Source organism: Sphingomonas faeni, from assembly GCF_024273235.1.
Lineage (GTDB): Bacteria > Pseudomonadota > Alphaproteobacteria > Sphingomonadales > Sphingomonadaceae > Sphingomonas > Sphingomonas faeni_A.
In genome coordinates, this window is record NZ_JANBVH010000006.1 from 109329 (window position 1) to 135936 (window position 26608).

Annotated in this window: 24 protein-coding genes and 2 tRNA genes; 20 read left to right on the forward strand and 6 right to left on the reverse strand. The window is 66.9% G+C overall.

Annotated elements, in window-relative coordinates; genetic code table 11:
- The first annotated feature begins 55 nt into the window (after positions 1–55).
- Positions 56–1180 (forward strand): calcium:proton antiporter, encoded by a 1125-nt coding sequence (locus NLI89_RS04840; RefSeq protein ID WP_254685984.1) that lies wholly within the window; start codon positions 56–58, stop codon positions 1178–1180.
- A gap of 2 nt (positions 1181–1182) precedes the next feature.
- Here NLI89_RS04840 and NLI89_RS04845 read toward each other — a convergent pair whose 3' ends face one another.
- The 3 genes from NLI89_RS04845 to NLI89_RS04855 form a co-directional block, all read right to left on the reverse strand.
- A complete protein-coding gene (locus NLI89_RS04845; protein WP_254685985.1) occupies positions 1183–1569 on the reverse strand; it encodes a c-type cytochrome in 387 nt (128 codons plus the stop codon).
- The gene (locus NLI89_RS04850) at positions 1566–1763 is read right to left on the reverse strand and encodes a hypothetical protein (protein ID WP_254685986.1); all 198 of its coding nucleotides are present in this window, start codon (positions 1761–1763) and stop codon (positions 1566–1568) included. The genes NLI89_RS04845 and NLI89_RS04850 overlap by 4 nt, the downstream gene beginning before the upstream one ends.
- A gap of 113 nt (positions 1764–1876) precedes the next feature.
- Entirely contained in the window at positions 1877–3601 is a 1725-nt protein-coding gene (locus tag NLI89_RS04855) for a M1 family metallopeptidase (RefSeq protein WP_254685987.1), read from the reverse strand.
- Positions 3602–3850: 249 nt separating this feature from the next.
- On the opposite strand from NLI89_RS04855, the gene lon reads away from it, so the two are divergent.
- From lon to NLI89_RS04870, 3 genes are all read left to right on the forward strand, one after another.
- The gene (gene lon / locus NLI89_RS04860) at positions 3851–6244 is read left to right on the forward strand and encodes an endopeptidase La (RefSeq protein ID WP_254685988.1); all 2394 of its coding nucleotides are present in this window, start codon (positions 3851–3853) and stop codon (positions 6242–6244) included.
- Between the two features lie 129 nt (positions 6245–6373).
- Positions 6374–6646 (forward strand): HU family DNA-binding protein, encoded by a 273-nt coding sequence (locus NLI89_RS04865; RefSeq protein WP_131585619.1) that lies wholly within the window; start codon positions 6374–6376, stop codon positions 6644–6646.
- Between the two features lie 206 nt (positions 6647–6852).
- Positions 6853–6927 (forward strand) — tRNA-Val (locus tag NLI89_RS04870).
- A 91-nt stretch (positions 6928–7018) separates the two neighbouring features.
- On the opposite strand, the gene NLI89_RS04875 is transcribed toward NLI89_RS04870, so the two are convergent.
- Together NLI89_RS04875 and NLI89_RS04880 are read right to left on the reverse strand one after the other, a co-directional pair.
- On the reverse strand, positions 7019–7366 hold the full coding sequence (locus NLI89_RS04875; RefSeq protein ID WP_254685989.1) for a hypothetical protein: 348 nt from the start codon (positions 7364–7366) through the stop codon (positions 7019–7021).
- Between the two features lie 336 nt (positions 7367–7702).
- A complete protein-coding gene (locus NLI89_RS04880) occupies positions 7703–8038 on the reverse strand; it encodes a DUF6481 family protein (RefSeq protein ID WP_132740214.1) in 336 nt (111 codons plus the stop codon).
- Positions 8039–8348: 310 nt separating this feature from the next.
- On the opposite strand from NLI89_RS04880, the gene NLI89_RS04885 reads away from it, so the two are divergent.
- Both NLI89_RS04885 and NLI89_RS04890 read left to right on the forward strand, forming a co-directional pair.
- Positions 8349–9947 carry a hypothetical protein gene (locus tag NLI89_RS04885; RefSeq protein WP_254685990.1) on the forward strand — a complete coding sequence of 533 codons (1599 nt, stop codon included), beginning with the start codon at positions 8349–8351 and terminating at the stop codon, positions 9945–9947.
- Positions 9948–10035: 88 nt separating this feature from the next.
- Entirely contained in the window at positions 10036–12756 is a 2721-nt protein-coding gene (locus NLI89_RS04890; RefSeq protein ID WP_254685991.1) for a TonB-dependent receptor domain-containing protein, read from the forward strand.
- Between the two features lie 152 nt (positions 12757–12908).
- Here NLI89_RS04890 and NLI89_RS04895 read toward each other — a convergent pair whose 3' ends face one another.
- On the reverse strand, positions 12909–13565 hold the full coding sequence (locus NLI89_RS04895) for a prolyl hydroxylase family protein (protein WP_254685992.1): 657 nt from the start codon (positions 13563–13565) through the stop codon (positions 12909–12911).
- 92 nt (positions 13566–13657) lie between these two features.
- Between NLI89_RS04895 and NLI89_RS04900 the strand changes: the two genes are divergently transcribed.
- The 14 genes from NLI89_RS04900 to NLI89_RS04965 all read left to right on the forward strand — a co-directional run bounded on the left by NLI89_RS04900 (position 13658) and on the right by NLI89_RS04965 (position 26436).
- Entirely contained in the window at positions 13658–14533 is an 876-nt protein-coding gene (locus NLI89_RS04900; RefSeq protein WP_368077240.1) for a type II secretion system protein N, read from the forward strand.
- Positions 14534–14543: 10 nt separating this feature from the next.
- The gene (gene gspD, locus NLI89_RS04905) at positions 14544–16754 is read left to right on the forward strand and encodes a type II secretion system secretin GspD (RefSeq protein WP_187504211.1); all 2211 of its coding nucleotides are present in this window, start codon (positions 14544–14546) and stop codon (positions 16752–16754) included.
- 155 nt (positions 16755–16909) lie between these two features.
- Positions 16910–18436: a GspE/PulE family protein gene (locus NLI89_RS04910; protein ID WP_439144472.1), complete on the forward strand. Its 1527-nt coding sequence runs from the start codon at positions 16910–16912 to the stop codon at positions 18434–18436.
- A gap of 122 nt (positions 18437–18558) precedes the next feature.
- Entirely contained in the window at positions 18559–19785 is a 1227-nt protein-coding gene (gene gspF, locus NLI89_RS04915; RefSeq protein ID WP_254685993.1) for a type II secretion system inner membrane protein GspF, read from the forward strand.
- A gap of 8 nt (positions 19786–19793) precedes the next feature.
- Positions 19794–20234 (forward strand): type II secretion system major pseudopilin GspG, encoded by a 441-nt coding sequence (gene gspG / locus NLI89_RS04920; RefSeq protein ID WP_248521204.1) that lies wholly within the window; start codon positions 19794–19796, stop codon positions 20232–20234.
- Between the two features lie 4 nt (positions 20235–20238).
- Positions 20239–20757, forward strand: coding sequence for a GspH/FimT family pseudopilin (locus tag NLI89_RS04925; protein WP_254685994.1), 519 nt, complete (start codon positions 20239–20241; stop codon positions 20755–20757).
- Complete coding sequence (gene gspI / locus NLI89_RS04930; protein WP_302675605.1) at positions 20747–21136, forward strand: type II secretion system minor pseudopilin GspI; 390 nt, start codon at positions 20747–20749, stop codon at positions 21134–21136. The genes NLI89_RS04925 and gspI overlap by 11 nt, the downstream gene beginning before the upstream one ends.
- Complete coding sequence (gspJ, locus tag NLI89_RS04935) at positions 21133–21852, forward strand: type II secretion system minor pseudopilin GspJ (RefSeq protein WP_254685996.1); 720 nt, start codon at positions 21133–21135, stop codon at positions 21850–21852. The genes gspI and gspJ overlap by 4 nt, the downstream gene beginning before the upstream one ends.
- Positions 21842–22849 (forward strand): type II secretion system minor pseudopilin GspK, encoded by a 1008-nt coding sequence (gene gspK / locus NLI89_RS04940; protein WP_368077241.1) that lies wholly within the window; start codon positions 21842–21844, stop codon positions 22847–22849. The genes gspJ and gspK overlap by 11 nt, the downstream gene beginning before the upstream one ends.
- Entirely contained in the window at positions 22846–23937 is a 1092-nt protein-coding gene (gspL, locus tag NLI89_RS04945) for a type II secretion system protein GspL (RefSeq protein WP_254685997.1), read from the forward strand. The genes gspK and gspL overlap by 4 nt, the downstream gene beginning before the upstream one ends.
- On the forward strand, positions 23934–24410 hold the full coding sequence (gspM, locus tag NLI89_RS04950; RefSeq protein ID WP_254685998.1) for a type II secretion system protein GspM: 477 nt from the start codon (positions 23934–23936) through the stop codon (positions 24408–24410). The genes gspL and gspM overlap by 4 nt, the downstream gene beginning before the upstream one ends.
- Positions 24407–25132, forward strand: coding sequence for a type II secretion system protein N (gene gspN, locus NLI89_RS04955; protein WP_254685999.1), 726 nt, complete (start codon positions 24407–24409; stop codon positions 25130–25132). Before gspM ends, gspN begins: the two co-directional genes overlap by 4 nt.
- Before the next feature lie 64 nt (positions 25133–25196).
- Positions 25197–25273, forward strand: a tRNA-His gene (locus NLI89_RS04960).
- 113 nt (positions 25274–25386) lie between these two features.
- A complete protein-coding gene (locus NLI89_RS04965; RefSeq protein ID WP_254686000.1) occupies positions 25387–26436 on the forward strand; it encodes a Leu/Phe/Val dehydrogenase in 1050 nt (349 codons plus the stop codon).
- Positions 26437–26608: the final 172 nt, after the last annotated feature.

The window sequence follows — 26608 nt, forward strand, 5'->3', positions numbered from 1 at the left end:
CGGACCCTTATCGGCCCTCACGCATTCGTTATCCAAGTGGAACGAGGGAGCATGCATGACGATCGAAGTGGCCGACCGACCGAACGAACACGTGGCGGAGACGATGCCGGACCGCCTGGCGCTTCCGATCTGGACGCTGATCGCCCCGGGCCTCGGCCTCGTCGCGGTCCTGATCGGGCTCGCCAAGATGGGCACGCTCGGCACCGCGGCGGCCGTGATCGTCCTGATCGGCAGCGTGCTCGCCGCCGTACATCATGCCGAGGTCATCGCGCACAAGGTCGGCGAACCGTTCGGCACGCTCGTCCTCGCCATCGCGGTCACCGTGATCGAGGTGTCGCTGATCGTCTCGCTGATGCTGTCCAACGCCGGCGACGCGGCCACCCTCGCGCGCGACACGGTGTTCGCGGCGATCATGATCATCCTCAACTTCATCATCGGCATCTGCCTGCTGGCGGGCGCGGTGCGGCATCACGAACAGCGCTTCACGTTGAAGGGCATGACCGCGGCGCTCGGCGTGCTTGCGGCGATGGCGGTTCTGTCGCTGATCCTGCCGAACTACACCTCGTCGACGGCGGGGCCGACCTACGCATCGTCGCAGTTGATCTTCGTCGCGGTCGTGTCGCTGGTCCTCTACGGGACGTTCGTGCTGGTGCAGACGGTGCGCCACCGCGACTATTTCCTGCCCTCGACCGACGACAAGGACGATCACGCCGCGCCGCCATCGGGCCGCGCGACCGGGATCGCCTTCGCGGCTTTGCTCGTCGCGCTAGTCTCGGTGGTGTTGCTCGCAAAAACCCTATCGCCGACGATCGAAGCCGCAGTCATAGGCGCCGGCCTGCCGCTGACCGTGGTCGGCGTGATCATCGCCGCACTGGTACTCGCGCCCGAAAGCCTCGCCGCGTACAAGTCCGCACGGCGCAACCGGTTGCAGACCAGCCTCAACCTCGCGCTCGGCTCCGCGCTGGCCACCATCGGCCTGACGATCCCGAGCGTGGCGATCGTGTCGCTGGTGCTCGACCTGCCGATCGCGCTCGGCATCGATGCGAAGAGCATGACGCTGCTCGCGCTATCGTTGTTCGTCGCCACGCTGTCGCTTGGCACCGGGCGGACGACGGTGTTGCAGGGCGTCGTCCACCTCGTGATCTTCGCCGCGTATCTGTTCACGACGGTGGTGCCGTAACCTCAGGGACCTTGCGTCGAGAGATAAGCGATGACGTCGGCGCGGTCCTTCGGGTCGGGCACCCCTGCGAAGGCCATCGTCGTGCCGGGCACCATCCGGCGCGGGTTGGCCAGCCACCGGTCCATGCGCTCCGCGTCCCATTTGCCGCCAGGCGCCTTCAGTCCGGCGGTGTACGAGAAGCGCGGGCGGCGCTCACCGATCGGGCCGCCCATCACCCCGTAGAGATTGGGGCCGTCGGTATCGCCAGCATATTGCCCGATCGTGTGGCACGCCGTGCAGCGGCTGAACACGCGTTTGCCCCGCGCGATCTCGTCGGTCGCGCCGGCGTCGGGGCCCGAACCGCACCCGGCGAGCGCTAGCGCCGGCAGGAGCCAACCCGCGGCCTTCATCGTCTCTGGCGTGCAGCCAAGGCAAGGCCTGCGGCGATCTGCACGATCGCATAGAGGCGGCGGCGACCGGGCCGACCGACGAACGGCTTCACCAGTTTCTCGGTGCCAAGTGCGTCGTCCTTCCAGAGATCGACGTGCCGACGCGGCTGGAGCAGGCCGATGAGGCCGTCCCCAACCATGAAGATCGCCGCCATCTCCGCCGCGCGGGATCCCCAGATGTTCTCCTGCGAACGCAGGAGCCCAGGGTCACGCGGGTCGGCGTTTGTGATTCCTGGGCCCCCGCGTTCGCGGGGGAACGGCGGAGAGGTCATTGGGGCTTGGCCTTCGCGGCTTGCGCGGCTTTCCAGGCGGCCACGTCTTCCAGCGCGACACTCCGCCGCAGAACCAGCGCGTCCGGATCGATCACGACATGCGCGCCCGCCGGGACCGACAAGCTCGCCCTCCCGCCCGTCATCGGCAGAGTCCGGGTCTTCCCATCGATCTGCACCTCGACCGGCAGCGGGAACGGGCCGTTACCCGGCACCTTCCAAGCCAGCGACAAAATATTCCCCGTCCGCGTCTCGACCAGTTCGGGCAACGCCGCCTGACGGAGATACACGTCGAAGAACCACGTATAGTCCTTCCCCGTCACCTTCCTGACGAGCGCCTCATACTCCTTCGTCGACCCGAACCGCGGCGCGAAATTCCCCGGCTTCGGATCCGCGCGGCCATATACCGCGAGCCGCGTGACGTCGAAGAACGCCTTGTCCCCGATCAACCCGCGCAGCGTGTGGAGCATCCACGAGCCCTTGTAATAAATGTCCTGCCCGGCGCCGCCCTTGTCGAGCTCGTACACCTCCTCCTCGGTGGTGACGCGCTGCTGCGTGATCGGCTTGCGGTTCATGATCGAGGTGCGCTCGCCCTGCATCATCGCCGCATAGCGCGCACGCCCCTCCCGCCACTGGCCATAGAGCGGCTGCATGTACGTGCCATAGCCCTCGTGCAGCCAGTAATCGTCCCAGTTGGCGGCGGTCAGCTGGTTGCCGAACCACTCATGCGCGAACTCATGCTGGAACAGCCAGTCGAACCCCTCCGGCGCCTTCTCATAGCCGTTGCCGTACGCGTTGATCGTCTGGTGCTCCATGCCCTTGTGCGGCGTCTCGACCACGCCGAGCTTTTCGTCGCCGAACGGGTAGGGGCCGATCATGCTCTCGAAGAAATCGAGCGTCGGCGCGAACTCCGCGAACAGCTTTTCCGCCTGCGCCTTCTCGCCCGGCAGGTACCAGTAATACATCGGAATGCTGTTGCCGAAGCGGCTCTTGTACGCGCCGCTGATCTCCTCATACGGCCCGACGTTGAGTGCGATGCAATAGGTGTTGGGATGCTTGGCGCGCCAGTTCCAGGTCGTCCGCCCATCCGCCAGCGTACCGACGCCGAGCAGCACGCCGTTCGATGGCGCCTTCAGACCTTTCGGCACGGTGATGTGCAGCGTCACCAGCGCCGGCTCGCCGGTCGGGAAATCGAGGCATGGCCAGAACAGGTCGCAGCCATAGCCTTCCGCGGTCGTTGCGAACCAGGTCCGGCCATCCGGCGTCTTCGACCAGACCATCCCGTCGTCCCACGGCGCCTTCACCGCGACGTGTGGTGTGCCGCCATACGTGATCTTCGCGGTCACCTTGCCGCCGGCGGGGACGGGTTTTGGCAACGTGATCGTCAGCCGACCCTCGGGATTGCTCCACGCCGAGGTGGCGAGCGGGACGCCGTCGATCGTGATCGCGGTGACGGGTAGATTACGGTCGAGGTCGATCGGTAGCCGGGTGAGGGGTGCCTTGGCGGTGAAGACCAGCGTGGCGATACCGTTCAGGCTCTCCGTCTCGGGCAGCACTTCGAAGGCGAGGTCTGCGCTGTCGAACCGGAGCGCGGTCTGCTCCGGCGTCAGTACCCCACCGGACCGCTGCGTTTGCGCGGTGATCGCCGGTTCGCCCTTCTTCGGCAACGGAGCGGCGGCAAGGAGCGCGGTGGCGCTGGCGGCGAGCAGGAGACGGGAGATCATGCGGCGTTCTCGCGCCTGGGGGGCCCGCACACAAGTGCGATCCCGCCTCTTCGGTTCTCCTGCGAACGCAGGAGCCCAGGATCACGAACGTTGTGGCCCGTTACCCTGGACTCCTGCGTTCGCAGGAGAACGGTTGGGCTAGGCTACCGCGCGAAAACCCAGAACCGCCACCAACCAATTGATGGACGGTTCATCCTCACCATATAAGCTACAGACAATGCCCCCATGCAGGCACCCACCGGAGCGTTCATGACCCAGTACCCCGTCCTTCCCCTTCGCGACATCGTCGTCTTCCCGCACATGATCGTGCCGCTGTTCGTCGGCCGCGATAAGTCCGTTGCCGCGCTCGAAGCGGCGATGGCGGCGGACAAGGAGATCTATCTCGTCGCGCAGGTCGACCCCGCCGAGGACGATCCCTCGCGCGACGACCTGTATTCCATGGGCGTGACCGCGACCGTGCTCCAGCTGTTGAAGCTCCCCGATGGCACCGTCCGCGTGCTGGTCGAGGGCAAGCAGCGCGCGACGCTGGAGACGCTGGACGAGAGCGGCGACTTCCTGACCGCCACGGTCGAGACGGTCGCCGATGCCGAGGTCGAAGGCGCCGAGGTCACCGCACTGATGCGATCGGTGGTCGAGCAGTTCGAGAATTACGCCAAGCTCAACCGCAAGCTCGCCTCCGAGACCGCGGTCCAGATGTCGGAGATCGAGGACGCATCGAAGCTGTCCGACGCGGTCGTTGCCAACATCGCGATCAAGGTTGCCGAGAAGCAGGCGATGCTGATCGAGACCAACCCGTCGAAGCGCCTCGAAATGGCGATGGTGGCGATGGAGGGCGAACTGGGCGTCCTGCAGGTCGAGAAGAAGATCAAGAGCCGCGTCAAGCGCCAGATGGAGAAGACGCAGCGCGAATATTACCTGAACGAGCAGTTGAAGGCGATCCAGCGCGAGCTCGGTAACGAGGACGGCGAGGGCGAAGGCGACGAGATCGCCGAGCTGACGCAGAAGATCGCGACGCTCAAGATGAGCAAGGAAGCGCGCGGCAAGGCGACGTCCGAGCTGAAGAAGCTGAAGACGATGGCACCGATGAGCGCCGAGGCGACCGTCGTGCGCAATTATCTCGACGTGCTGCTCGGCCTGCCATGGGGCAAGAAGTCGAAGATCAAGAAGGACATCGCCGCCGCGCAGGTGACGCTGGACGAGGATCATTATGCGCTCGAGAAGGTCAAGGACCGGATCGTCGAGTATCTCGCCGTGCAGGCGCGCACCAACAAGCTGAAGGGGCCGATCCTGTGCCTCGTCGGTCCCCCCGGCGTCGGCAAGACCTCGCTCGGCAAGTCGATCGCCAAGGCGACCGGACGCGAATTCATCCGTCAGTCGCTCGGCGGCGTGCGCGACGAAGCCGAGATCCGCGGCCATCGCCGCACCTATATCGGCTCGCTGCCGGGCAAGATCGTCACGAACCTGAAAAAGGCCGGCACGTCGAACCCGCTGTTCCTGCTCGACGAGATCGACAAGCTCGGCCAGGATTTCCGCGGTGATCCGGCGTCGGCGCTGCTCGAAGTGCTCGACCCGGAGCAGAACGGCAAGTTCCAGGATCATTATCTGGAGGTCGATATCGACCTGTCGGACGTGATGTTCGTCTGCACGGCGAACTCGCTCAACCTGCCGCAGGCGTTGCTCGACCGGATGGAGATCATCCGTCTTGAAGGCTACACCGAGGACGAGAAGGTCGAGATTGCCGAGCGGCATCTGATCGAGAAGCAGATCGAGGCGCACGGCCTGAAGCCGGGCGAATTCACGCTGACGCAGGAGGGCCTGCGCACGCTCATCCAGCAGTACACGCGTGAGGCCGGCGTGCGTACGCTCGAGCGCGAGATCGCCAAGCTGTGTCGCAAGGCGCTGCGCCAGATCCTCGAGAACAAGACGACCAGCGTCACGATCACGCCCGAGAATGTCGGCGAATATGCCGGCGTGCAGAAGTATCGCCACGGCCTCGGCGAGACCGAGAACCAGATCGGTGCGGTCACCGGGCTCGCCTGGACCGAGGTCGGCGGCGAACTGCTGACGATCGAGAGCGTGACGGTCGCGGGCAAGGGGCAGGCCAAGCTCACCGGTACGCTCGGCGACGTGATGAAGGAGTCGATCGAGACCGCGTTCAGCTATGTGAAGGCCCGCGCGCCGAGCTACGGGATCAAGCCGAGCCTGTTCGCGCGCAAGGACATCCACATCCATCTGCCCGAGGGTGCGGTGCCGAAGGACGGTCCGTCGGCAGGGATCGGCATGGTCACGTCGATCGTATCGACGCTGACCGGCGTGCCGATTCGGCGCGAGGTTGCGATGACCGGCGAGGTCACGCTGCGCGGTCGCGTGCTGCCGATCGGTGGGCTCAAGGAGAAGCTGCTCGCGGCGCTGCGGGGCGGTATCGAGACGGTGCTGATCCCGGCCGAGAACGAGAAGGACCTTGCGGAGATCCCGGCGAACATCAAGGCCGGGCTCAAGATCATTCCCGTCAAGCATGTCGACGAGGTGCTTCGTCTGGCGCTGACGGAGCCGCTCGAGGCGATCGAGTGGACGGATGCAGACGAGCTTGCGGCCCTGCCGCCGGCACCGATCGCACCGGTCGGGGGTGGCCTTCACCACTGATCCATGTTTGGATCGTAAGCGACGACGCGGCGGTTTCGTTTGACAGCAGACGGAGCCGCCGCATTATTGCGCGCTGAGTGCGGTCGCGAGTCCATCGCGGCCGATTCGAGTTTTTTCCCGGGGGATTATATGAACAAGCAGGAGCTGATCGCGACGGTTGCGGATACGTCTGGGCTCGTAAAGGCCGACGCAACCAAGGCGGTCGAGGCGGTGTTCGACGCGATCGAAGCATCGTTGAAAAAGGGCGACGAGGTTCGCCTGGTCGGTTTCGGCACGTTCTCGATCTCGAAGCGCAAGGCGTCGACCGGCCGCAATCCCCGCACCGGCGAGCCGATGACGATCAAGGCCTCGACCCAGCCCAAGTTCAAGGCCGGCAAGGGCCTGAAGGACGCGGTCAACTAAAGCGACTTAAAATCCTCCCCCGCCAGGGGGAGGTGGCGCCGGAGGCGACGGAGGGGGAGGACACGGAACGGCTGGTTTTCTTTCCTCCCCCTCCGTCTGGCAAGCGCCCGCCACCGCCCCTTGCGGGGGAGGATCGAATCGATCGCCACTTAAGGGCTGGACAGGCAGGCGTCCCCTGCCTAAAGGCCCGCTTCCGAACGAGTTTCGGGCGCGTAGCTCAGTGGTAGAGCACACCCTTCACACGGGTGGGGTCGCTGGTTCAATCCCAGCCGCGCCCACCACTAAAAAGGCCACCAGCTCAATGAGTTGGTGGCCTTTATCATTCAGATCAGACACCCGCCGTACACGCAAAACGGGGTGGTAAACCGGGCGTCACGCCGTCGCTTCCAGCCGATCCACCAGATAGCGCAGGCGATTGAGAAGCTTGGCCGAGATGCGGTTGCACAATTCGATCTGATCCAGCGCGCCGGCTGGCGGCGGCGCCGGGTCGGACGTTTCCGTCGAAGCCACGCAACCGGCGCAGCCGAGCAACCGGTCGGAGAAGTTCTCCGGCCGGACCACGGCGCTGTCGGTGTGGTTCAAGATGTCCTTCGTCTCATTCGTCACGGCGACGAGAGGCGGAATTGCGACGGGGATCGCCTGCTCGGCGCCCGAATACCTCGCGCCGCTGTCGAACGCCGCCGGAACGCGGCGTCGCCGCGTGCCGTAGTCGATGCGCAACGGCGGCAGCTTACGGTGGCTTTGTTCGAGGCGTTGAGGGGCGATTGGGAGCAGGCGGAGTAGGCCGCGCACCCTCTACCATTCCATTTTACCTGACCGCCTTGTTCTCCCGCGAAGGCGGGAGAACAAGGCGGTCAGGGATTTGCGTCGTTTTCCAACACCACCCCGGCGAAGGCCGGGGCCCAATTGGTGAGGCCCGTGTGATTGAGCACAGCCCGTCGTCATCGACGTTTCCCAATTGGGCCCCGGCCTTCGCCGGGGTGGTCTCAACTTCTAGCGCCGGTGTAGCTTCACAATCGGCAACAGCCCAGGGGCGGCACCACGGCCGCCCCAAAATCACTTCTTCTTGTTCTTCCGCGCCGCATACTTGGCGTCGCGAATCGCCTTCTTCTCGGCGTCGGTCAGCTCGACCTTGGCCTCGGCCTCGCGCTTCTTGGCAGCAGCAGCCTCGGCCTCGGCCTTCTTGGCGGCCTTGGCCTCGTCCTCGGCAGCACGCTTGGCGGCGCGCTTCTCGCGCTCGGCGAGTTCCTTGGCTTCGCGCGCAGCCAGGCGCTCGGCGACGACGGCTTCGTCGATCGGCGGCTTCGCCTTCAGCGCTTCGAGCGCCTTCTGCTTGGCGGCGGCTGCGCTGCTCGTGCGGTCCTGGAAACTGGGGTCCTTGAAAGAGGCCATTGTTGTCGAGATATCCTGTAATGATGGTCTGGCCGCACGGTCGCAGGGATGCGCCAGCGGTGACTCTGGCTGCGCCTGTAAATCATCGCGCGCCGGATCGGAAGAGATGTGTTCGTGCGCGCCGATTTCAACCCCTTGCTTCACCCCCTTGCCGGGCGCGCTGTCATCGAACGGTCATATCCCAGTCATGCAAGCGTCACGCAAATCGCATCGTAACGTCACGCGCCCCGCATAGTCGCCTAATCGAGGTCGGCAGGGGGGAGCCTGAGTCGATCCATCAGATCAACGATTTCGACCGGGAGTCTCTCGAATGACCATCTTCAAGCGCACGAGCATCGTTCTGCTGGCGGGTACTGCCTGCCTCGCACTCTCGGCCTGCGATGGCGCTGACAGTGTCGCCTCGCCGGGTGAGGGCGTGATCGTCGTTCCGGGTACGCCGACGCCGAGCCCGACCCCTTCGCCGACGCCGACGCCGACCCCAGGTACGCCAGCCACGTCGTGCCCGACCGGTACCACCGACGTCGGCGTGCTCGGCAATTACCGTTCGTGCCGCCTGCCGTCGCTGATCACCTCCGCGCTCAGCCTGCCGAAGGTCGCGGGCGTCGCCTATGAGATCAACGGCCGCGTCGATGTCGGTGTCGACATCGGTGGTGCCGGCACCTCGCCGACGGGCATCCCCACCACGCTGACGATCGCCGCCGGCTCGCTGGTCTATGCGAACACCACCAACGCGGACAACGACTACATGGTCGTCAACCGCGGCTCGAAGCTGATCGCCGAGGGCACCGAGACTCAGCCGATCATCTTCACCGCACAGGCGAACCTGACCGGCGGCGTCACCGACGAAACGCAGGGCCTGTGGGGCGGCATCATCCTCGCCGGTCGCGCGCCGATCTCGAACTGCAACACCACCGTCCCCGGCGGTAACGCGGCTTGCGAGAACGTCGTCGAGGGCACCAGCACCGCGCTGTACGGCGGCGCGATCCCGACCGACAACAGCGGCACCATCCGTTACGTCCAGATCCGCTATTCGGGCACCGTCATCAGCCCGAACAACGAGCTTCAGGGCCTGACGCTCGGCGGCACCGGGTCCGCGACCGTGCTCGATCACATCCAGATCCACAACAGCTCGGACGACGGCATCGAGATCTTCGGTGGCCGCAGCAACCTGCGCTATCTGGCGATCACCGGCGCGGATGACGACGGCCTGGATACCGATGTCGGCTGGCAGGGTTTCGTGCAGTTCGTGCTCGCGATCCAGAAGCCGACCAACACGCAGACCGACAACTACTCGACCGAGATCGACTCGAACGGTTCGGAAGACGCGTTGCCGCGCCAGTCCTACAACCTCGCCAACTTCACCTTCATCCAGACCTCGACCGCGACCAACGCCGCGATCCGTCTGCGCGGTGGTGCCGATGCGACCTTCGTCAACGGCATCGTCAGCAACCCGAGCAGCGCATGCCTGAACGTCATCGCCGGCGCCGATGCAGGCGGCAAGACGACCATCCGGCCCGCCAGCACGACGCTGGAAGACAAGGGCCCGCCGGTGTTCAACTCGGTCGTGTTCAGCTGCCTGACGCCGTACGCGACGACCACCGTCAACGGCGTCACCGTAACGACCGAAGAGCAGCAGGCGCTGTTCCGTGCCGGCACCAACAACACCGAGAGCGCGGCCGTCGGTTCGGCCGTCACGGGCACGTTCCTCCCGGCTGGCGTCTCCACCACGACCACCGCGTTCAACGCGGCGACGCTCAACCCGTCGGGCTCCGCGTTCCTCGTGAACACGAGCTATGTCGGTGCGGTCAACGGCAGCACCGATACCTGGTATCGTGGCTGGACCTGCAACTCGAACCGCGCGAGCTTCGGTACGACCAGCACCGCCTGCACCGCGCTGCCGACCAGCTGATACCGACGCAAGCCTGAGGCTGTGCGGCGGGCGGGGGCCCGCCGCGCAGCCTTTTACCTACCGAATTCCTCTTGTTGCCGGGGCAGCCATGAAGTCATCCGTTCTCGTCTCCGTCCTGCTCGCGACGACGACGCTCGTCCCGGCGCAGTCGTTCGCGCAAAGCGCTCCGGCCGGCAGCGTCGTCTCGCCGCAGGCGGGTACGCCGGTCGAAGACCGTGCCAACCCGACGGCAGAGGCCGCTCAGGCGCAGGAGCAGGTCGAGATCTCGACCCCCGGCGGCAATTCGGGCGGTGAAGACATCGTCGTCATCGGGCGCAACGTGCCCAATGCGGTGCGCGCCACCGCCGAAGTCGTCAACGTGCTGTCGTCCGCCGATATCGCGCGGACCGGCGAAGGCGATATCGCCGGCGCGCTCCAGCGCGTGACCGGCCTGTCGGTCGTCGGCAACGGCCTGGTCTATGTCCGCGGTCTCGGCGATCGCTATTCGTCGTCGCTGCTCAACGGATCGCCGCTGCCATCGCCGGAGCCGCTGCGCCGCGTCGTCCCGCTCGACATCTTCCCGACCAACGTGATCGCATCGGCGGTCGTGCAAAAGAGCTATTCGGTCAATTACTCGGGCGAATTCGGCGGTGGCGTCATCAACCTGACGACCAAGGCGGTCCCCGAAAAGACGTTCTTCCAGTTCGGCGGCTCGGTCGGCGCGGATACCGTCACGACCAGCGAACTCGGCTATGTCTATGACGGCGGCAAGCACGACTGGACCGGTTTCGACAGTGGCGAGCGCAAGGTCCCCGGCTTCATCAAGACGGCGGGCGCGGACGGCACGTCGCTGACCGGCGCGCAGATCACCGCGCTGTCGAACGCCAAGACGACGTTGCTGCAACAGAACAACCAGATCCCTGCCAATCTGTCGGGCGAGACCAGCTTCGGCACCTCGGCCGATATCGGCAGCACCCGGGTCGGCGTGATCGCCGCGGCGGGGATCAGCAACACGTGGCGGACGCGCGACACGATCCAGCAGTCGACCGACGACGTCGGCGGCATCCTCACGCGCGATTTCCGCACGGTGCTGACCGACAACCGGTCGATCGTCAACGGCTTGCTCGGCTTCGGCGCGGAGTTCGGCGAGAACAAGATCCGCTGGACCAACCTCTACATCCACGACACGCTGAAGCAGGGTCGCCTCAGCACCGGCTCGACGTCGAACATCGGCGACGTCGCCGGCATCCAGCCGTTCATCGTCCAGAACACCAGCTGGTTCGAACGCCAGTTGATGGACACGCAGCTGGTCGGCGAGTTCAAGTTCGGCGATTTCGCCCTCGATACCCGCGGCAGCTATGCCAAGACCGAGCGCAACTCGCCCTACGAGCGCCAGTTCACCTATCAATATAACGAGAATGTCGGCGACTACACGAACAACCTCAGCGGCTTGCAGAGCGCGACGGTCGCGTTCAGCGAACTCGACGAGACCTTGTGGTCGGGACAGGCCAACCTCACCTGGAACGTGCCGTTCGACCGCCCGTTCGCGCTGTCGGTCGGCTATGCTTATAGCGATACCGATCGTACCTCGAGCCGCTACACCTTCCGCTACCAGACCGCGGGCAACGTCGCGCTGGACGATGCCGTCGCCCAGGAACGCCCGGACTTCCTGCTGTCGGACTTCAACCTCCAGACCTATGGCATCGGCCTCGCGAACACCTGCGTCGCACCGACCTGCGCGCCGACCTACGATGCGTCGTTGCGGATCCACGGTGCCTATGCCCAGGTCGAGGGCGAGATCACCGACGGCCTGCGCGCCAATGTCGGCATCCGCTACGAGGACGCGCTGGAAACGGTGCTGCCGGGCGGTGGTGTCGGCGTCTCGTTCGCGCAGACTAACCTCGCACGGTCCTATTGGCTGCCGGCCGTCACGGTGACGTGGAATTTCGCGTCCGACATGCAGGTTCGCGGGCATATGTCGAAGACGCTGGCCCGGCCGCAGTTCCGCGAACTCGCACCCCAGCTCTACCAGGATTTCGAGAGCGATCGCCTGTTCTTCGGCAACCCGTTCCTGACCGACTCGCAGCTGTATAACGGCGAGCTGCGCTACGAATGGTATTTCGCGCGCGACCAGAAGTTCAATCTGGCGGGCTTCTACAAGCGCATCGACAACCCGATCGAGGCGGTCGCGTTCTTCCCGGCCGGCAGCGACACGCTCCAGACCGGCTTCGCCAACGCCCCGCGCGCGGACCTGTACGGCGGCGAGGTCGAGCTTCAGAAATACATCCCGCTCGATGGCCTGAACGGGGACTTCTTCGCGACCCGTCGCCTCGTCGCGATCGCCAACTACACCTACACGCATTCGGCGCTGCAGGTTGGCGACGAGCTGATCGCCAGCCCGATCCAGTCCAACGGCACGACCGCCAGCCTGCGCCCCGCCAACGTGCTGTTCCAGGACGGCGCGGCGCTGACCGGCCAGTCGGATCACCTCGTCAATCTGCAGCTCGGGATCGAGGACAAGGCGAGCCTGTCGCAGCTGACGTTGCTGTTCAACTACGCCAGCGACCGCGTGACGAACCGCGGCCCGGTCGGCGGCGGCGGCGGCGTTCGCCTGCCCGACCTGATCGAGAAGCCCGGCATCCGCTTCGACGTCGTCGCGCGCCAGGGCATCCCGGTGGCGGGCAAGCAGATCGAGGTGAAGTTCGAGGCCCGCAACCTGACCGGCACCGGCTACCGCGAGTACCAGACCTTCTCGAACGGCAACGAAGTCGACATCAACCGCTACAAGCTGGGCCGCGTCTTCACGCTGGGGGCGAGCGTGCAGTTCTAAAGGCGGAACACCGTAGCGTATTTCCACCCCGGCGAAGGCCGGGGCCCAATTGGCAAGGTGGTTATAACGAAGCGATGCGCTTCGTTATTGCCGTGTCCCAATTGGGCCCCGGCCTTCGCCGGGGTGGTGCTTCTACCTTGACGCCCGACGCATCACCCCCACTCCTTCTCCCGAAACCATTTCGTGATCACGTATTTGACCCCCGCGCGCACCTTCATCCCGTGATGCAGCGTCGCCGCATTCAGGCTCCCGTCCGCGCGACGGTTGTTCCACGCGAGCAGCTTGCCCGTCTCCGGCTGGACGATCTTGTCGATCGCCTTGAACCGCGTCGCGCCGCCCGCCTCGGGCTGGTTGAGATAGACCATCACGGTCCACGTGCGGTTTCCCGCGACCCCGCAATAGCGCTGGTAATCGATGCCGCTCGGCTCGAAATAATCGGTGTGTCCCTTGAACTCCTGCCCGACCGCATAGCGCTGCCCCTGCAACGGTTCGCCGTGCGCAGGATCGAGCCCGGTCAGCGCCAGGATACGACGCTCGACCTCGATCACGGCAGGGTCTTCCGCCGACAGGTCGCCCGTCTCGCTCGTCCGATAGCTCGCATCGCCGTTCGAATCGGAGATCGTCGACGGGCGCCGCACCGCATCGATCCGCTCGATCAGCGCCGCACACAGCTCTGGCGGCAGGAAGTCCTTCCGCACGAACAGGTCGAGCTTCGCGCTCGGCACCCGCTGCACGCCGGGGGCGGACAGCCGCGCGATGACCGGTTCGGGGGGCAGGCCGGAGCCGCTGGAGGGGAGATGCTCGGACATCCGCGTCTTCTGCCAACCCCGGACGCGATGCGCTACCCCATCGGAATGCGGCAACCAACGCGCAAGCCATTGACGCGGAATTGTAACATGGCATGCCTACGCGACGAGATGCGGGAAAATGGGGTGGGTCGCGGATGCGATTGAAGCTGGACGCGCGGGCGCGCCGTATCTTGCGGCGTATGCCGGTCGTGAATGTCTATAGTGTCGTCGAACTCGCGCTGCTGGCCGGGCTGGCGGTGCAGTGCGCGCGGCTGGCCTGGACGATCGTGACGCCGATCACGCCGCTCGGCGACTGGCGTCCGGCCGCGGCGATGGTGGTCGGTTCGCCTGCCGACCTCCTCCGTGGCTTCGACCCGTTCTTCCGGCTCGGCGGCGCGCCTGGAGCACCGGCTACCGTGACGTCGCTCCAGTTGACCCTGTTCGGCACGCGCATGGACGAGGCGATGGGGCGCAGCTCCGCGATCATCGCCGGCCCCGACGGCGTGCAGCAGAGCGTCGCGATCGGCGACGAGATCCAGCCGGGCGTGCGGCTCAAGGCGGTCGCGTTCGACCATGTCACGATCGATCGCGGCGGCGCCGACGAGGACCTGTTCCTCGATCAGTCCGGCGCCGTCACTCCGGTCGCGCCCGGTGCCGCTCCGGTCGGCGCGCTAACCGCGTCGTCCGGCGCTCCCGCAGTCGGCATCCCGGTCGCGCAGCTCCGCAGCGAGATCGGCTTCATCCCGCGGATCGACGGCGGCCGCATCAGCGGGCTCACCGTCCGCGCGCAAGGCACCGGCAACGCCTTCCGCTCGGCCGGGCTCAAGGACGGCGACGTCGTCACCTCGATCGGCGGGCGCCCCGTCTCGGGCCCCGGTGATCTCGACCGGATCGCCAAGGATTTCGCGGGCGGCGGCAACGTCCCCATCACCGTAGAACGCGGCCAGGATACCCTGCCGCTCGCCATCACGATCGCGCCACCCAAATGAAAACGGCCACATGAAAAAACTGATCCTCGGTCCGGTCGTTGCGCTAGCGCTCGCGGCAAGCGTCCACGCACAGACCACGCTCAACGTCCGCGACGCCGATATCCGCGCGTTCATCGCCGATGCCGCCAAGGTCACCGGGCGGACCTTCATCATCGACAACCGCGTCGCGGGGAAGGTGACCGTGGTCACCGATCGCCCGCTGTCGCGCTCCGAATATTTCGAGGTCTTCCTCTCGACCCTGCGCGCCAACGGCCTCGTCGCGGTGCCGACCTCGAACGGCGCGTTCCGCGTCCAGCCGCTCGACAACGCCGCCTCGCAGCCGAGCCGGATCGGCGTCGCGGGGGCCGCGCGTAACAGCTACGTCACCGAGATCGTCCGCCTCCGGGCGATCGACGCGCAGTCCGCGGTCGAGACCGTCCGCCCGCTGGTCAGCGCGCAAGGCTCGGTCAGCGCGAACCGCGGCGGCAACAGCCTCGTCGTGGTCGATTTCGCCGATAACATCCGCCGTATCCGCGAAGTCCTCCGCCGGATCGACACCGACACCTCGTCGACGCGGGTCGTCGCGCTCAAGAACGCCAGCGCCAAGGAAATCGCGACCGCGCTCCAGGGCCTGATCGGCGCGGGCACCGGGGGCGGGCAGGGCGGAGCAGCCGCGACCGGCCCCAGCGCCTCGGTCGTCGCCGTCGAAGGCTCGAACGCGGTCGCGTTGCGCGGCGATCCGACCACCGTCGCCCGCCTCGCGCAGGTCGCCGCCGACCTCGATCAGAAGGCGCGCAACGGCACCGAGATCAGGGTCGTCTTCCTCGAAAATGCCGATGCCGAGCAGTTGCTGCCGGTGCTCCAGGAACTCGTCGGCCAGACCCCGACCCAGCCCGTGCAGACGGCTCTGTCGCGCTCGAACTTCGGATCGAGCAGCACCAACGGGGCGTCCGGCGGCCAGTCGAACATGTCGCAGCCGCAGATCCCGCAGTCGGGGCCATCCCCGAGCGGCGGGGGCGGCGGATCGGGCCAGCCCGCGATCACCGCGGCTGGCGGCAAGACCGCCGCGGTCGTGACGCGCTTCGCCGGCGCCAACGCGATCGTCATCGCCGCCCCCGCCGAGATCCAGCGCCAGCTCAACGACGTCGTCCGCCAGCTCGACACCCGCCGCGAACAGGTGCTGGTCGAGGCGATCGTCGCCGAAGTGTCGGATTCGACCGCCCGCACGCTCGGCGCGCAGTTCATCGTCGGCGACCCCAGCGGCGGCGCGTTCGGCGCGTCGACCTTCTCCAACTCCGCGCCCAACATCCTGCAGATCGCCGGCGCGATCGGCGCGACTCAGCTCAACACGTCGAGCACGACGACGGTCAACACCGACGGCAGCACGACGACGACCAACACCACCAGCGACGCCGCGAACACGCTCCAACAGTCGGCGATCAGCTCGATCCTCGCGGCGACGGGCGGTTTCGGCGGTTTCGGCGGCAAGATCGGCAGCACGTTCTTCGGCGCGATCATCAACGCGGTGAAGAGCGACACCACCTCGAACCTGCTCCAGGTTCCGCACCTCGTCACGCTCGACAACCAGGAGGCGCACAGCCTCGTCGGCCAGGAAATCCCGATCACCACGGGGCAGGCGCTCAGCACCAATTTCGACAACGCCTTCCGCACCACGCAGCGCCAGAACGTCGGTATCGAACTGACCGTCCGCCCGCAGGTCAATTCGTCGGGCACGGTGAAACTGAACCTCCGCCTCGAGGTCAGCTCGATCGCCGGTCCAGTGTCGAGCGACAACAGCGACCTGATTCTCAACAAGCGCGAGGTCGAGACCGTCCGCACCGTCGACGACGGCCAGATCGCAGTGATCAGCGGCCTGCTCGACGACAACGAGCGCCGCACGATCGAGAAGATCCCGCTGCTCGGCGACATTCCGGTGCTCGGCCATTTGTTCACGTCGAAGGCGAAACAGCGGTCGAAGACCAATCTGATGATCTTCATCCGCCCGACGATCCTGCGCACCGCGGAGGACAGCCGCAAGCTGACGGAGCAGCGCTACGGCTATGTCCGGCTGCAGCAGGGCTTGCAGGAGCCGGGCGCCGAGCCGTCGATCGACCAGCTCGTCCGCGATTACATGGGCGCCGCGCCGCCGATTCCGTCCGGCCCGACCCCCGGCAGCATCGAAGACCCGCGCATCGCGGTCCCGGTACGGACCTCGACGATGGTCGTCCGGCCCAAGAAATGATCATCCGCGAAGGCCACGAGATCGACGCTCTTCCTTCCCCCCTCCCGCAAGCGGGAGGGGCCGGGGGTGGGCGCCCGACCTCCTCGATCGGTATCGTTGAAGGAGAGCGCGAGCCCACCCCCGGCCCCTCCCGCTTGCGGGAGGGGGGAAGTGATGTGGTCTTCTCCAGCGGTGGTGGCCTCGACATCCCCCAGATCACCATCCCCTACGCGTTCGCCCGAAAATTCGGCGTCGTCATCGACCACACCGACACCGATTCCCACCTGACGATCGCGATGCGCGCCGGCGCCGACCCGAAAGTCCTGCTCGAACTCCGCCGCTACCTCGCCCGCCCGTTCGACGTGACCTTCGTCGAACAGATCGCCTTCGACCGCCTCCTGTCCAACGTCTACGCGATGGACGGCCAGGCCAACGCGCTCGCCGCGGTCGGCATGGGCGACGAACTCGACCTACTCGCGGGCGACATGCCGACCGCGGAGGATCTGCTCGACACCGCCGACGACGCGCCTGCGATCCGCCTCATCAACGGCATCATCGCCGACGCCGCGCGCAACGGCGTGTCGGATATCCACATCGAACCCTACGAGACCGGCCTAGTTGTCCGCATGCGGATCGACGGCGTGCTGCGCGAGACGCTGCGGATGCCGCCCAACGTCGCGCCGGTCGTCGTCAGCCGCATCAAGGTGATGGCGCGCCTCGACATCGCCGAGCGCCGCGTGCCGCAGGACGGCCGCATGGGGCTGACGCTGGGCGGCAAGCTGCTCGACGTCCGCGTCTCGACGCTGCCGAGCCGCGCAGGCGAGCGGGTGGTGCTGCGTATCCTCGACAAGGAGAATGCCGGCATCGATCTCGAAGCGCTCGGCCTGCCGCCCGCGCTGTTCGCGCTGTTGAACGAAGCGCTGAGCGAACCCAACGGCATCATCCTCGTCACCGGCCCGACCGGCTCGGGCAAGACCACCTCGCTCTACGCCGCGCTCCGCCTGCTCAACGACGGCAGCCGCAACATCCTGACGGTCGAGGACCCGGTCGAGTACGCCGTCGACGGCGTCGGCCAGACTCAGGTGAACCCGAAGGTCGGCCTGACCTTCGCCGCAGGTTTGCGGGCGATCCTCCGCCAGGATCCCGACGTCGTGATGGTCGGCGAAATCCGCGACCGCGAGACCGCCGAGATCGCGGTGCAGGCATCGCTCACCGGGCATCTCGTGCTGTCGACCGTCCACACCAACGACGCGATCGGCGCGATCACCCGCATGCGCGACATGAAGGTCGAGAGCTTCCTGCTCGCCTCGACGCTGCGCGCGGTGATCGCCCAGCGCCTCGTCCGCCGCCTGTGCCCGACCTGTCGCAAGGCCGTCCCCGCCTCGGACACCGTCGCCCCGTTGCTCGGCATCGCCCCCGAGGCGATCGTCTACGTCGCGCAAGGCTGCGACGACTGCAACCAGACCGGTTACAAGGGCCGCATCGGCGTCTTCGAAGCGGTCCGCATCGACGACACCATCCGCCGCCTGATCAACACCGACGGCCACGAATCCGAAATCACCGCGCACGCCTTCGCGAAATCCCCGAACCTGGCGCAGTCGGCGCGCGACCTAGTCCTGTCCGGCCAGACCACCGCCGAAGAAGCGGTAAGAGTATCCCGCCGCGACACGACCGAAGTCGTGCCCGAGGTGACCGATGCGTAACGCCTCTTCCCCCCTCCCTGAAAGGGAGGGGCCGGGAGTGGGTAGGCCGGCTCGGGCCACCGCCCCCCGCGTCATAAACCAACCCACCCCCAACCCCTCCCTTCCAGGGAGGGGAGCAGGTCGTGGCTGATTTCGACTATATCGCGATCGACACCAAAGGCGCCGAGCGACGCGGCCACGTCGCCGCGCCCGACATCGACGTCGCGCGCGCTACCCTCGACGCGCGCAAATTCTACGTCGTGAAGATCACCCCCGGCGCGCCCCCACAGGCAACCAAGGGCCGCCCGCTCTTCGGTCTCCAGCTCGGCACGCCAAAGATGTCGGGCAAGAACCTCACCCTCTTCACCCGCCAGCTCGCCACCCTGAACCGCGTCTCGCCGCTCGAGGAATCGCTCCGTACCATCACCCGCCAGACCGAGCAGGACAGCGTTCGCACGATCGTCCAGCACGTCCACGCCGGCGTCGTCGAAGGCCGCCGCCTCGCCGACGCAATGGCACGGGAACCCAAGAGCTTCCCGCCACTCTACCGCGCGATGGTCTCGGCCGGCGAAAGTTCGGGCTCGCTTCCGACCATCCTCGACCGCCTCGCTGCCCTGCTCGAACGCCAGGCCGAAATCCGCGGCAAGCTCATCACCGCGTTGGCCTATCCCTCCATCCTCGCGCTCGTCGCGCTGGGCGTAGTGACCGCCCTGATGATGTTCGTCGTGCCCCAGGTGGTCGAGCAATTCGACACAGTTGGCCAGCAATTACCGTTACTTACGCGCATGGTCATGGCCTTCTCCGCCTTCCTCGTCGGCTATTGGTGGGTGATCGCTCTTGGCCTAACCCTGTCTAACCTTCTTTTGTGGCGCGCCCTCAAGGACCCTACCTTCCGCCTCGCTTTCGACAGCTGGCTGCTCCGCATTCCGATGCTCGGCCGGCTGATCCGAGACCTCCATGCGGCCCGCATGGCGCGCACCCTTGGCACGATGGTCGCGAGCCGCCTGCCGCTGCTCGACGGCCTCAATCTCACCGCCAGCACGATCCACAACCGCCGCCTGCGCCAGGCATCCGACCAGATCGTCGACGCGATCCGCGGCGGTGGCAGCCTTTCCGCCGCGATGCGCCGCGCCGGCGTCTTCCCGCCGCTGCTGACCTATCTCGCGGCGAGCGGCGAAGCCGCCGGTCGCCTCGACGAGATGCTGGAGCGCGCCGCCGACTATCTCGAGCGCGAGTTCGACCGCTTCACCGCCACCGCACTCTCGTTGCTCGAACCGCTGATCATCGTCGTGATGGGCGGCATCGTCGCGACGATCGTGCTATCCATCCTGCTCCCGATCCTCCAGCTCAACACGCTGGCCGGACAATGAGGTCGTACATGCGTCCAGAAGACAAAAAGAAGCGCCGCGAGGCCGGCTTTACCCTCGTCGAGTTGATGGTGGTGATCGTCATCATCGGCCTGCTCGCGACGATCGTCGCGCTCAACGTGCTGCCCTCGGGCGACACCGCGCGGATTCAGAAGGCGAAGGCCGACATCGCCCAGATCGAGGGCGGGCTTGAACTGTACAAGCTCCAGAACATGACCTTCCCCAACACCTCGCAAGGGTTGAACGCGCTGGTCACCGCGCCCGCCGGCCTGACCGATCCCTCGCGCTATCAGCGCGGCGGCTATCTCAAGAAGCTGCCCAACGATCCCTGGGGTCGCCCATATCTCTACGCGTCACCCGGCACGCACGGCGAGGCCGACGTCTGGACCTTCGGGGCCGACGGCAAGGAAGGCGGCGAGGGGATCGATGCCGATATCGGCAGCTGGCAGTAAGTCCTTGGACTGGGTCCCCGCCGACGCGGGGACACTTTCGCGGAGGCGCGAAAGTGGTTTCACGCCTCCGTGGCGCTACGCCGAACGCGGCTTCACGCTGGTCGAGCTGATGGTCGTCGTCACGATCATCGGCCTCGCATCGGCGGTGGCCGTGCTCGTGATGCCCGACCCGCGCGGCCGTGTGCTCGACGAGGCGACGCGTTTCGCCCTGCGCACCCGCGCCGCGCATGATTCGGCAATCGTCGACGCGCGTCCGGTCAGCGTCTGGGTCACCGGCGGCGGCTATGGCTTCGACCAACGGCTGGCAGGGGGCTGGACGCCGATCGCCGAGAAACCGATGCGCGTCGAACGCTGGAACGACGGCACCAGGGCCAGCATCGGTGACGCCAGCGGTCGTATGCGCGTAACCTTCGACCCGACCGGACTTGTCGATCGCCCCGCGGAAATCCGGCTCGACCGCGGCGGGGTTGCGGCGACCGTGCATATCGACGCCGACGGCAGCGTGCGCGCCGATGCAGGCTGAGCGCGGCTTTACTCTAATAGAAATTATGGTCGCGCTGGCCGTCTTCAGCCTCGCGGCGATGGCGCTCGTGCGTCTGGAAAGCGCGACGATCCGCGGCGCCTCGATCCTCGACGAAACCCTCGTTGCGCAGATGGTCGCCCGCAACGTCGCGATCGAGGCGGTGACCGACGCGCAACCGCCAACCGCAGGCCGCGTCACGGGCGTCGAGACGAACGGCGGCCAGGCCTGGACCTGGACCCGGCAGGTCAGCGCGCTCGGCGGCTCGCGCGTGCTGCGGATCGACGTGGTGGTCGCCGACCGTACCGGCACCCAACTCGGCCGCCTGACGATGGTCCGCCCCGCGCCGAACGTCGCGACCCCGCAGGCGGCCACATCATGAGCCGGGGTCGTCGCAACACTGCGATCGGTACGGACGAGGTGGCGACGTCGGCAGGCGAGGCGGGCTTTACGCTGATCGAGGTCATGGTCTCGCTGATGATCTTCGGGATGATCGCCGCGGCGGGCGTTGCCATTCTGTCGTTCAGCGTCAGAGCACAGAGTTCGACCGGCGCCAAGCTCGACGATATCAGCGCGCTGACCCGAACGATGTCGATCCTCTCCGCGGATCTTGCCCAGGCCTCGAATCGCGTCACGCGCGACGAAGCCGGAACGCGCATACCGGCGTTCGTCGGCGAGAGCGGATCGGGCGTCACGCCGATGCTCCGCCTCGTCCGCGCCGGCTGGAGCAATATCGACGGTACCGCACGGTCCAACCTGCAAAAGGTCGCCTACCGCGTCGATGCGGGCACGCTCCAGCGGATCGCCTATCCGATGATCGACGGTGCCCAGCCTCTGCCGCCGGCCGCGCTGCTGACGCGCGTGCGCCAGGTCGGCCTTCGATACCGGATCGCCGGCGGCTGGAGCGATCGCTGGGACGGAGCAGGCGGCGCGCCCTTGCCCGACGCGATGGAATTGCGTGTCCAACGCGACGATGGGACGCAGTTTCGCCAGATGTTCCTGGTCGGCACCGGCTACACGCCGATGCCCGCCGACATCAGCGAGGCTGGTTCTCCGGCGACCCCCGCCTCGCAACAGGGGGCGTCCGGTGCAAACTGACCCTTTGCCATCGCGCGGTATTGAGCGGGGGCCGGAGCGGGGCGCCGCGTTGCTGACCGTGCTGATGCTGGTCGCGATCATCGCCGTGATGGCGGGCGCCGCGCTCGAAAAGCTGCGGCTGTCGACGCGGTTGGCGGGGAATGCCGCGACCGGCGAGCAGGCGCGCGCCTATGCGCTGGCCGCCGAGACGATGGCGCTCACCCGCATCTCGAATCTGCTCGGCCAGAGCTCGAAGCGGGTCACGCTCGCGGGTAATTGGAGCAATACCCCGTTCGGTCTGCCGGTCCCCGGTGGCTTCGCGACCGCGCGCGTGCGGGATGGTGCGAACTGCTTCAACCTCAACAGCCTGGTGCGGATGACCGGACCCGGCGTTTACACGACGCAACGCGAGGCCCGCCCGCAATTCGTCCGCCTGATGCGGCTCCTCGACGTGCCGGTACAGGTCGCCGAACAGGTCGCGGCAGGCACGGCGGACTGGATCGACACCGATCAGGATCAGGAGCAGATGGGCGCGGAGGATGGCGCCTATCTGGGGCGCGAGACGCCGTATCGTACCGCGGGTACGCTGATGACCGACCCGAGCGAGTTGCGGGCCGTGCTCGGCATGACCCCTGAGATCTACGCCAGGCTGCGGCCCTGGATCTGCACGCTGCCGATCGCGAAACCGTCGCCGATCAACGTCAATACGCTGTTGCCCGAACAGGCGGTGCTGTTGGCGATGATGTATCCCGATACGCTGTCGATCGGCAACGCGCAGCAGGCGCTGCTGCGGCGGCCGGTACAGGGCTATGGCGAGATCGGCCAGATGCAGACGAGCCTGTCGCTGCTCGGGGCGCCGGCGATCGGGCCAGGCGCGGAAGCCACGGTCGTCTCGAAATGGTTCACGCTCGATATCGACGTGACGCTGGGGCGCACGCAAATGCAGGAACGTGCGCTGATCGACGCTAGCCGGGTTCCCGCGCAGCTCGTATCGCGGCAATGGGGCGAGCCATCATGACCACTTTGTTGTTCCTTCCCGCCGGCGAGACCGGATATCGCTGGATGCGCGTCGTGGACGCGCGCGTGGTCGGGGAGGGGGAAGGCATCCCCGCCGCGATCGACGAAGAGATGATCGCGGTGGCGCCGGCCGATGCGGTAACGCTGCACTGGGCGGAATTACCCTCGCGCTCGACGGCGCAGGCGACCGCCGCCGCGCGGATACTGGCGGCCGAGGCTAGCGCATCGCCGCTGGCCGAACTCCATGTCGCGGTCGGGGACGAGGGCGCGAGCGACCGTCCGATCGGCGTCGTCGGCGCGGCCACGATGCGCGACTGGCTGCGGATGCTCGCCGAGGCCGGCGTCGATCCGGTCGCCGTCATCCCCGCGCCGATGCTCCTGCCGCGCCCGGAAGAGGGGTACGCGCGGGCAGAGCTTGCCGGCAGCGGCGTTGTGCGCGGTATGTCGAGCGGGTTCGCCGACGAGGCGCGGCTGACCGAGCTCGTGACCGGCGGCACCGCGCCGGCGACGATCGACCGCGATACGCTGGAGGCGGCGATCGTTGCCGCTGCCGCATCGCCAACGCTCGACCTGCGGCAGGGGCCGTTCGCGCGGCGGCGCAGGTTCGCGATCGACTGGCGGCTGATCCGGCGGCTTGCCCTCCTGTCGCTGACGATCCTGGCCGTGACGCTGGCCATCTCGCTCGTCCGCATCGCCAAATACAGCTTCGGCGCCGATGCGTTGGAGGCGGAAGCCAACACGGTGGCCGTCACCGGCCTGCCGCGCGGCGAGACCGTGGTCGACGCGGCCCGCCAGCTGGACGAGCGCCTGTCGCGCGTGCGCGGGCCGGGGCTCGGTTTCACCAATACGACCGCGGCGGCGTTCGCGGCGGTGCGCGCCACGCCCGGCACCGAAGTCACCGGGCTCGATTTCCAGGCGAACGGCGACCTGCGACTGTCGGTAGCGGTCGAGCGCGAGGCGTTGGCTACCGATCTCAAGCGCGCGCTGGAGGCGGCAGGCTTTACCGTTCGCGCTGGCGTGTTCCAGGCGGCGGCCGGGCGCGTGACGGGTGAACTTACGATCAGTCCAGCATCGGGGAGCGGACGATGACTGGCCTGAAGACATGGTTCGAAGGACGTTCGCTCAGGGAGCGGCGCCTGCTGCTCGTGATGGCCGCGCTCGCGGTGCTGACGGTGCTGTGGGCGGTGATCATCCGTCCGGTCGGCGATGGCCTGTCGAGCGCCCGCGAGCGTCATGCCAGCGCAGTGACGCGTCTCGGCGAGACTCGCGCACAGGTCGCCACGTTGCGCGATATCCAGCGGACGCGCGCGACGCCGCTGACCGGGGCACTCGCCGACGTGGTGCGTGCCGAGGCCGACCAGGCCGGTTTCGCGCTCGCGTCGCTCGATCAAGATGGTGCGGACCGCGTCCGTGTCGGTATCCAGTCGGCTCGGCCCGCCGCGCTGACCGCGTGGCTCGCGCGGCTCGAACGGCTCGGGATTCTGGTCGATTCGGTGGCAATGACCGACAAGGGCGACAAGACCGTCGGCGTCGCACTCACGTTGAAGGCACGTGCGGCATGAGGCGGATTCGTTTGCGCACCGGCCCCGCCGCGCTGTTCGGCGGGATGCTGTTGATTGCGCTGATCGTGTTCATGCCGATGCGCGCAGTGCTCGGCTGGGTCGGTGTCGGCGACGAGGGTCTGGTTGCACGGCGCGTGTCGGGCACGATCTGGGGCGCGACTTTGACCGACACACGGTTCGGCGATCTTGCGCTCGGCAACCTGCACGCACGGCTGTCGCCCCTGCCGCTACTGGTCGGTCGCGCGACGATCGTCTTCGCCGGTCCCGAATCGGTATCCGCCAAACCTCTCAAAGGGTCGGCGAGCGTCAGCCGCCACGGTTTCGGCGTCGACCACATGACCGCCACCGTCGCGACCGGCCGGCTGTTCGCGCCGGTGCCCGTCTCTGCGCTCGATCTGGACGACGTGTCGGTTCGCTTCCGCGATGGCCAGTGCGAAGCCGCTGAGGGCCGCGTCCGTGCGACACTGGCCGGCGACGTCGGCGGGATCGCCCTGCCGCAGTCGGTGAGCGGCACCGCGCGCTGCGACGGCACCGCTTTGCTCCTGCCGCTGGCCAGCCAGGCCGGGACCGAAAGCATCGCGCTCAGGATCGAAGGGACAGGGACCTACCGCGCCGAACTGTCGCTGCGCCCGTCCGATCCGCTGGCCGTCCAGAAGCTCGAACAGGCCGGCTTCGTAAACGGCCCGAACGGCTACCGGCTCGCGATCGAAGGACGATTTTGACGCGTTTGTGCAAGTCGGCGGTTGACGGGGACCGACGACCCCCGCTAGGGGCGACGCCTTCGCGGCGATCGTAGTTCAATTGGTTAGAGCGTCGGCTTGTGATGCCGGATGTTGCGGGTTCAAGTCCCGTCGGTCGCCCCATTATCTCAGTATTTTCGACGAGCCCCCGCGCCGCGGGCGCTTTGGGCTGGTCAAACGCCCCAGAAAATAATATTTCGCCTCCCGGTAATTTTATTCCTCCTCAGGAGCCGGCGATGACAGCGGTTTGGGACCTTCCCGATTTCGACGACCACGAGGGCGTACACGCCTTCACCGATCCCGAATCGGGCCTGCGCGCGGTAATTGCGCTGCACTCCACCAAGCTCGGGCCGGCTGCTGGCGGCACGCGCTTCTGGCATTATGCCGATAACGGTCGCGCGGTGACCGACGCGCTGCGCCTGTCGCGCGGCATGAGCTTCAAGAACGCGATGGCTGGGCTCGAACTCGGCGGCGGCAAGGGCGTGGTCCTCGCGGCCAAGCCCGGCGATGTCATCACGACGGCGCAGCTCGAGGCGTTCGGCCGCGCTGTCGATTCGCTCGGCGGACGCTATGTGACGGCGGAAGACGTCGGCATGTCCGAAGAGCGGATGAAGGTGATCGCCACGCAGACGCGCTACGTCTCCGGGCTGCCGGTCGCGAGCGGCGCTGCCGGCGGCGATCCCGGGCCGTACACCGCGCTCGGCATCTATCTCGGCGTAAAGGCGGCGGCGCAGCGTGGCCTCGGCGCGACCGACATGAAGGGCATCCGCGTCGCGATCCAGGGTGTCGGTTCGGTCGGCGGCGGTCTCGCGCGGTTGCTTGCCAAGGACGGTGCCGTGTTGACGCTGGCCGATGTCGACGAAGGCCGTGCGCAGAAGCTCGCCGGTGAACTCGGCGCGACCGCGGTTGCGGCCGAGGCGATCCTGACGACCGAGGCGGATATCTTCAGCCCGAACGCCCTGGGTGCGATCCTGACCGAAATGTCGATCGCGGCGTTGAAGGCGAAGGTCGTTGCAGGCGGTGCGAACAACCAGTTGAGCGTGCGCGAGGACGGTGCGCGCCTGCATGCCCGCGGTATCCTGTACGCGCCGGACTACGTGATCAACGCGGGCGGGATCATCAACGTCGGGCTCGAATATCTCGGTCATGGTGACGAGGCCGAGGTGAAGGCACGGATCGCGCGTATCCCCGAGCGTCTGACCCAGGTCTGGGACGAAAGCGATCGCTCGGGCGAGCCATCGTCGGACGTCGCGGACTCGATCGCCAAGCGCCTGATCGGAAGGTAAAACAAGGGAGCCTACCCCGCCTGCTGGGGGGTGTTCCAACTCGTCCCGTCATCCTGACGAAAGTCAGGATCCAGATAAACGAAGCGCCACCCTGTGCGACTCTGGATCCTGACTTTCGTCAGGATGACGGCGTGCAGGGAATGGGTTCCTCCCGCTCGGTGGGTAGAGGGGA

What these genes read in the sequence shown, in the direction of transcription:
- NLI89_RS04840 (WP_254685984.1), top strand. Translation starts at nt 56, where the DNA reads ATGACGATCGAAGTGGCCGACCGACCGAACGAACACGTGGCGGAGACG.
- NLI89_RS04845 (WP_254685985.1), bottom strand. Translation starts at nt 1,569, where the DNA reads ATGAAGGCCGCGGGTTGGCTCCTGCCGGCGCTAGCGCTCGCCGGGTGC.
- NLI89_RS04850 (WP_254685986.1), bottom strand. Translation starts at nt 1,763, where the DNA reads ATGGCGGCGATCTTCATGGTTGGGGACGGCCTCATCGGCCTGCTCCAG.
- NLI89_RS04855 (WP_254685987.1), bottom strand. Translation starts at nt 3,601, where the DNA reads ATGATCTCCCGTCTCCTGCTCGCCGCCAGCGCCACCGCGCTCCTTGCC.
- lon (WP_254685988.1), top strand. Translation starts at nt 3,851, where the DNA reads ATGACCCAGTACCCCGTCCTTCCCCTTCGCGACATCGTCGTCTTCCCG.
- NLI89_RS04865 (WP_131585619.1), top strand. Translation starts at nt 6,374, where the DNA reads ATGAACAAGCAGGAGCTGATCGCGACGGTTGCGGATACGTCTGGGCTC.
- NLI89_RS04880 (WP_132740214.1), bottom strand. Translation starts at nt 8,038, where the DNA reads ATGGCCTCTTTCAAGGACCCCAGTTTCCAGGACCGCACGAGCAGCGCA.
- NLI89_RS04885 (WP_254685990.1), top strand. Translation starts at nt 8,349, where the DNA reads ATGACCATCTTCAAGCGCACGAGCATCGTTCTGCTGGCGGGTACTGCC.
- NLI89_RS04890 (WP_254685991.1), top strand. Translation starts at nt 10,036, where the DNA reads ATGAAGTCATCCGTTCTCGTCTCCGTCCTGCTCGCGACGACGACGCTC.
- NLI89_RS04895 (WP_254685992.1), bottom strand. Translation starts at nt 13,565, where the DNA reads ATGTCCGAGCATCTCCCCTCCAGCGGCTCCGGCCTGCCCCCCGAACCG.
- NLI89_RS04900 (WP_368077240.1), top strand. Translation starts at nt 13,658, where the DNA reads ATGCCTACGCGACGAGATGCGGGAAAATGGGGTGGGTCGCGGATGCGA.
- gspD (WP_187504211.1), top strand. Translation starts at nt 14,544, where the DNA reads ATGAAAAAACTGATCCTCGGTCCGGTCGTTGCGCTAGCGCTCGCGGCA.
- gspG (WP_248521204.1), top strand. Translation starts at nt 19,794, where the DNA reads ATGCGTCCAGAAGACAAAAAGAAGCGCCGCGAGGCCGGCTTTACCCTC.
- gspI (WP_302675605.1), top strand. Translation starts at nt 20,747, where the DNA reads ATGCAGGCTGAGCGCGGCTTTACTCTAATAGAAATTATGGTCGCGCTG.
- gspJ (WP_254685996.1), top strand. Translation starts at nt 21,133, where the DNA reads ATGAGCCGGGGTCGTCGCAACACTGCGATCGGTACGGACGAGGTGGCG.
- gspL (WP_254685997.1), top strand. Translation starts at nt 22,846, where the DNA reads ATGACCACTTTGTTGTTCCTTCCCGCCGGCGAGACCGGATATCGCTGG.
- gspM (WP_254685998.1), top strand. Translation starts at nt 23,934, where the DNA reads ATGACTGGCCTGAAGACATGGTTCGAAGGACGTTCGCTCAGGGAGCGG.
- gspN (WP_254685999.1), top strand. Translation starts at nt 24,407, where the DNA reads ATGAGGCGGATTCGTTTGCGCACCGGCCCCGCCGCGCTGTTCGGCGGG.
- NLI89_RS04965 (WP_254686000.1), top strand. Translation starts at nt 25,387, where the DNA reads ATGACAGCGGTTTGGGACCTTCCCGATTTCGACGACCACGAGGGCGTA.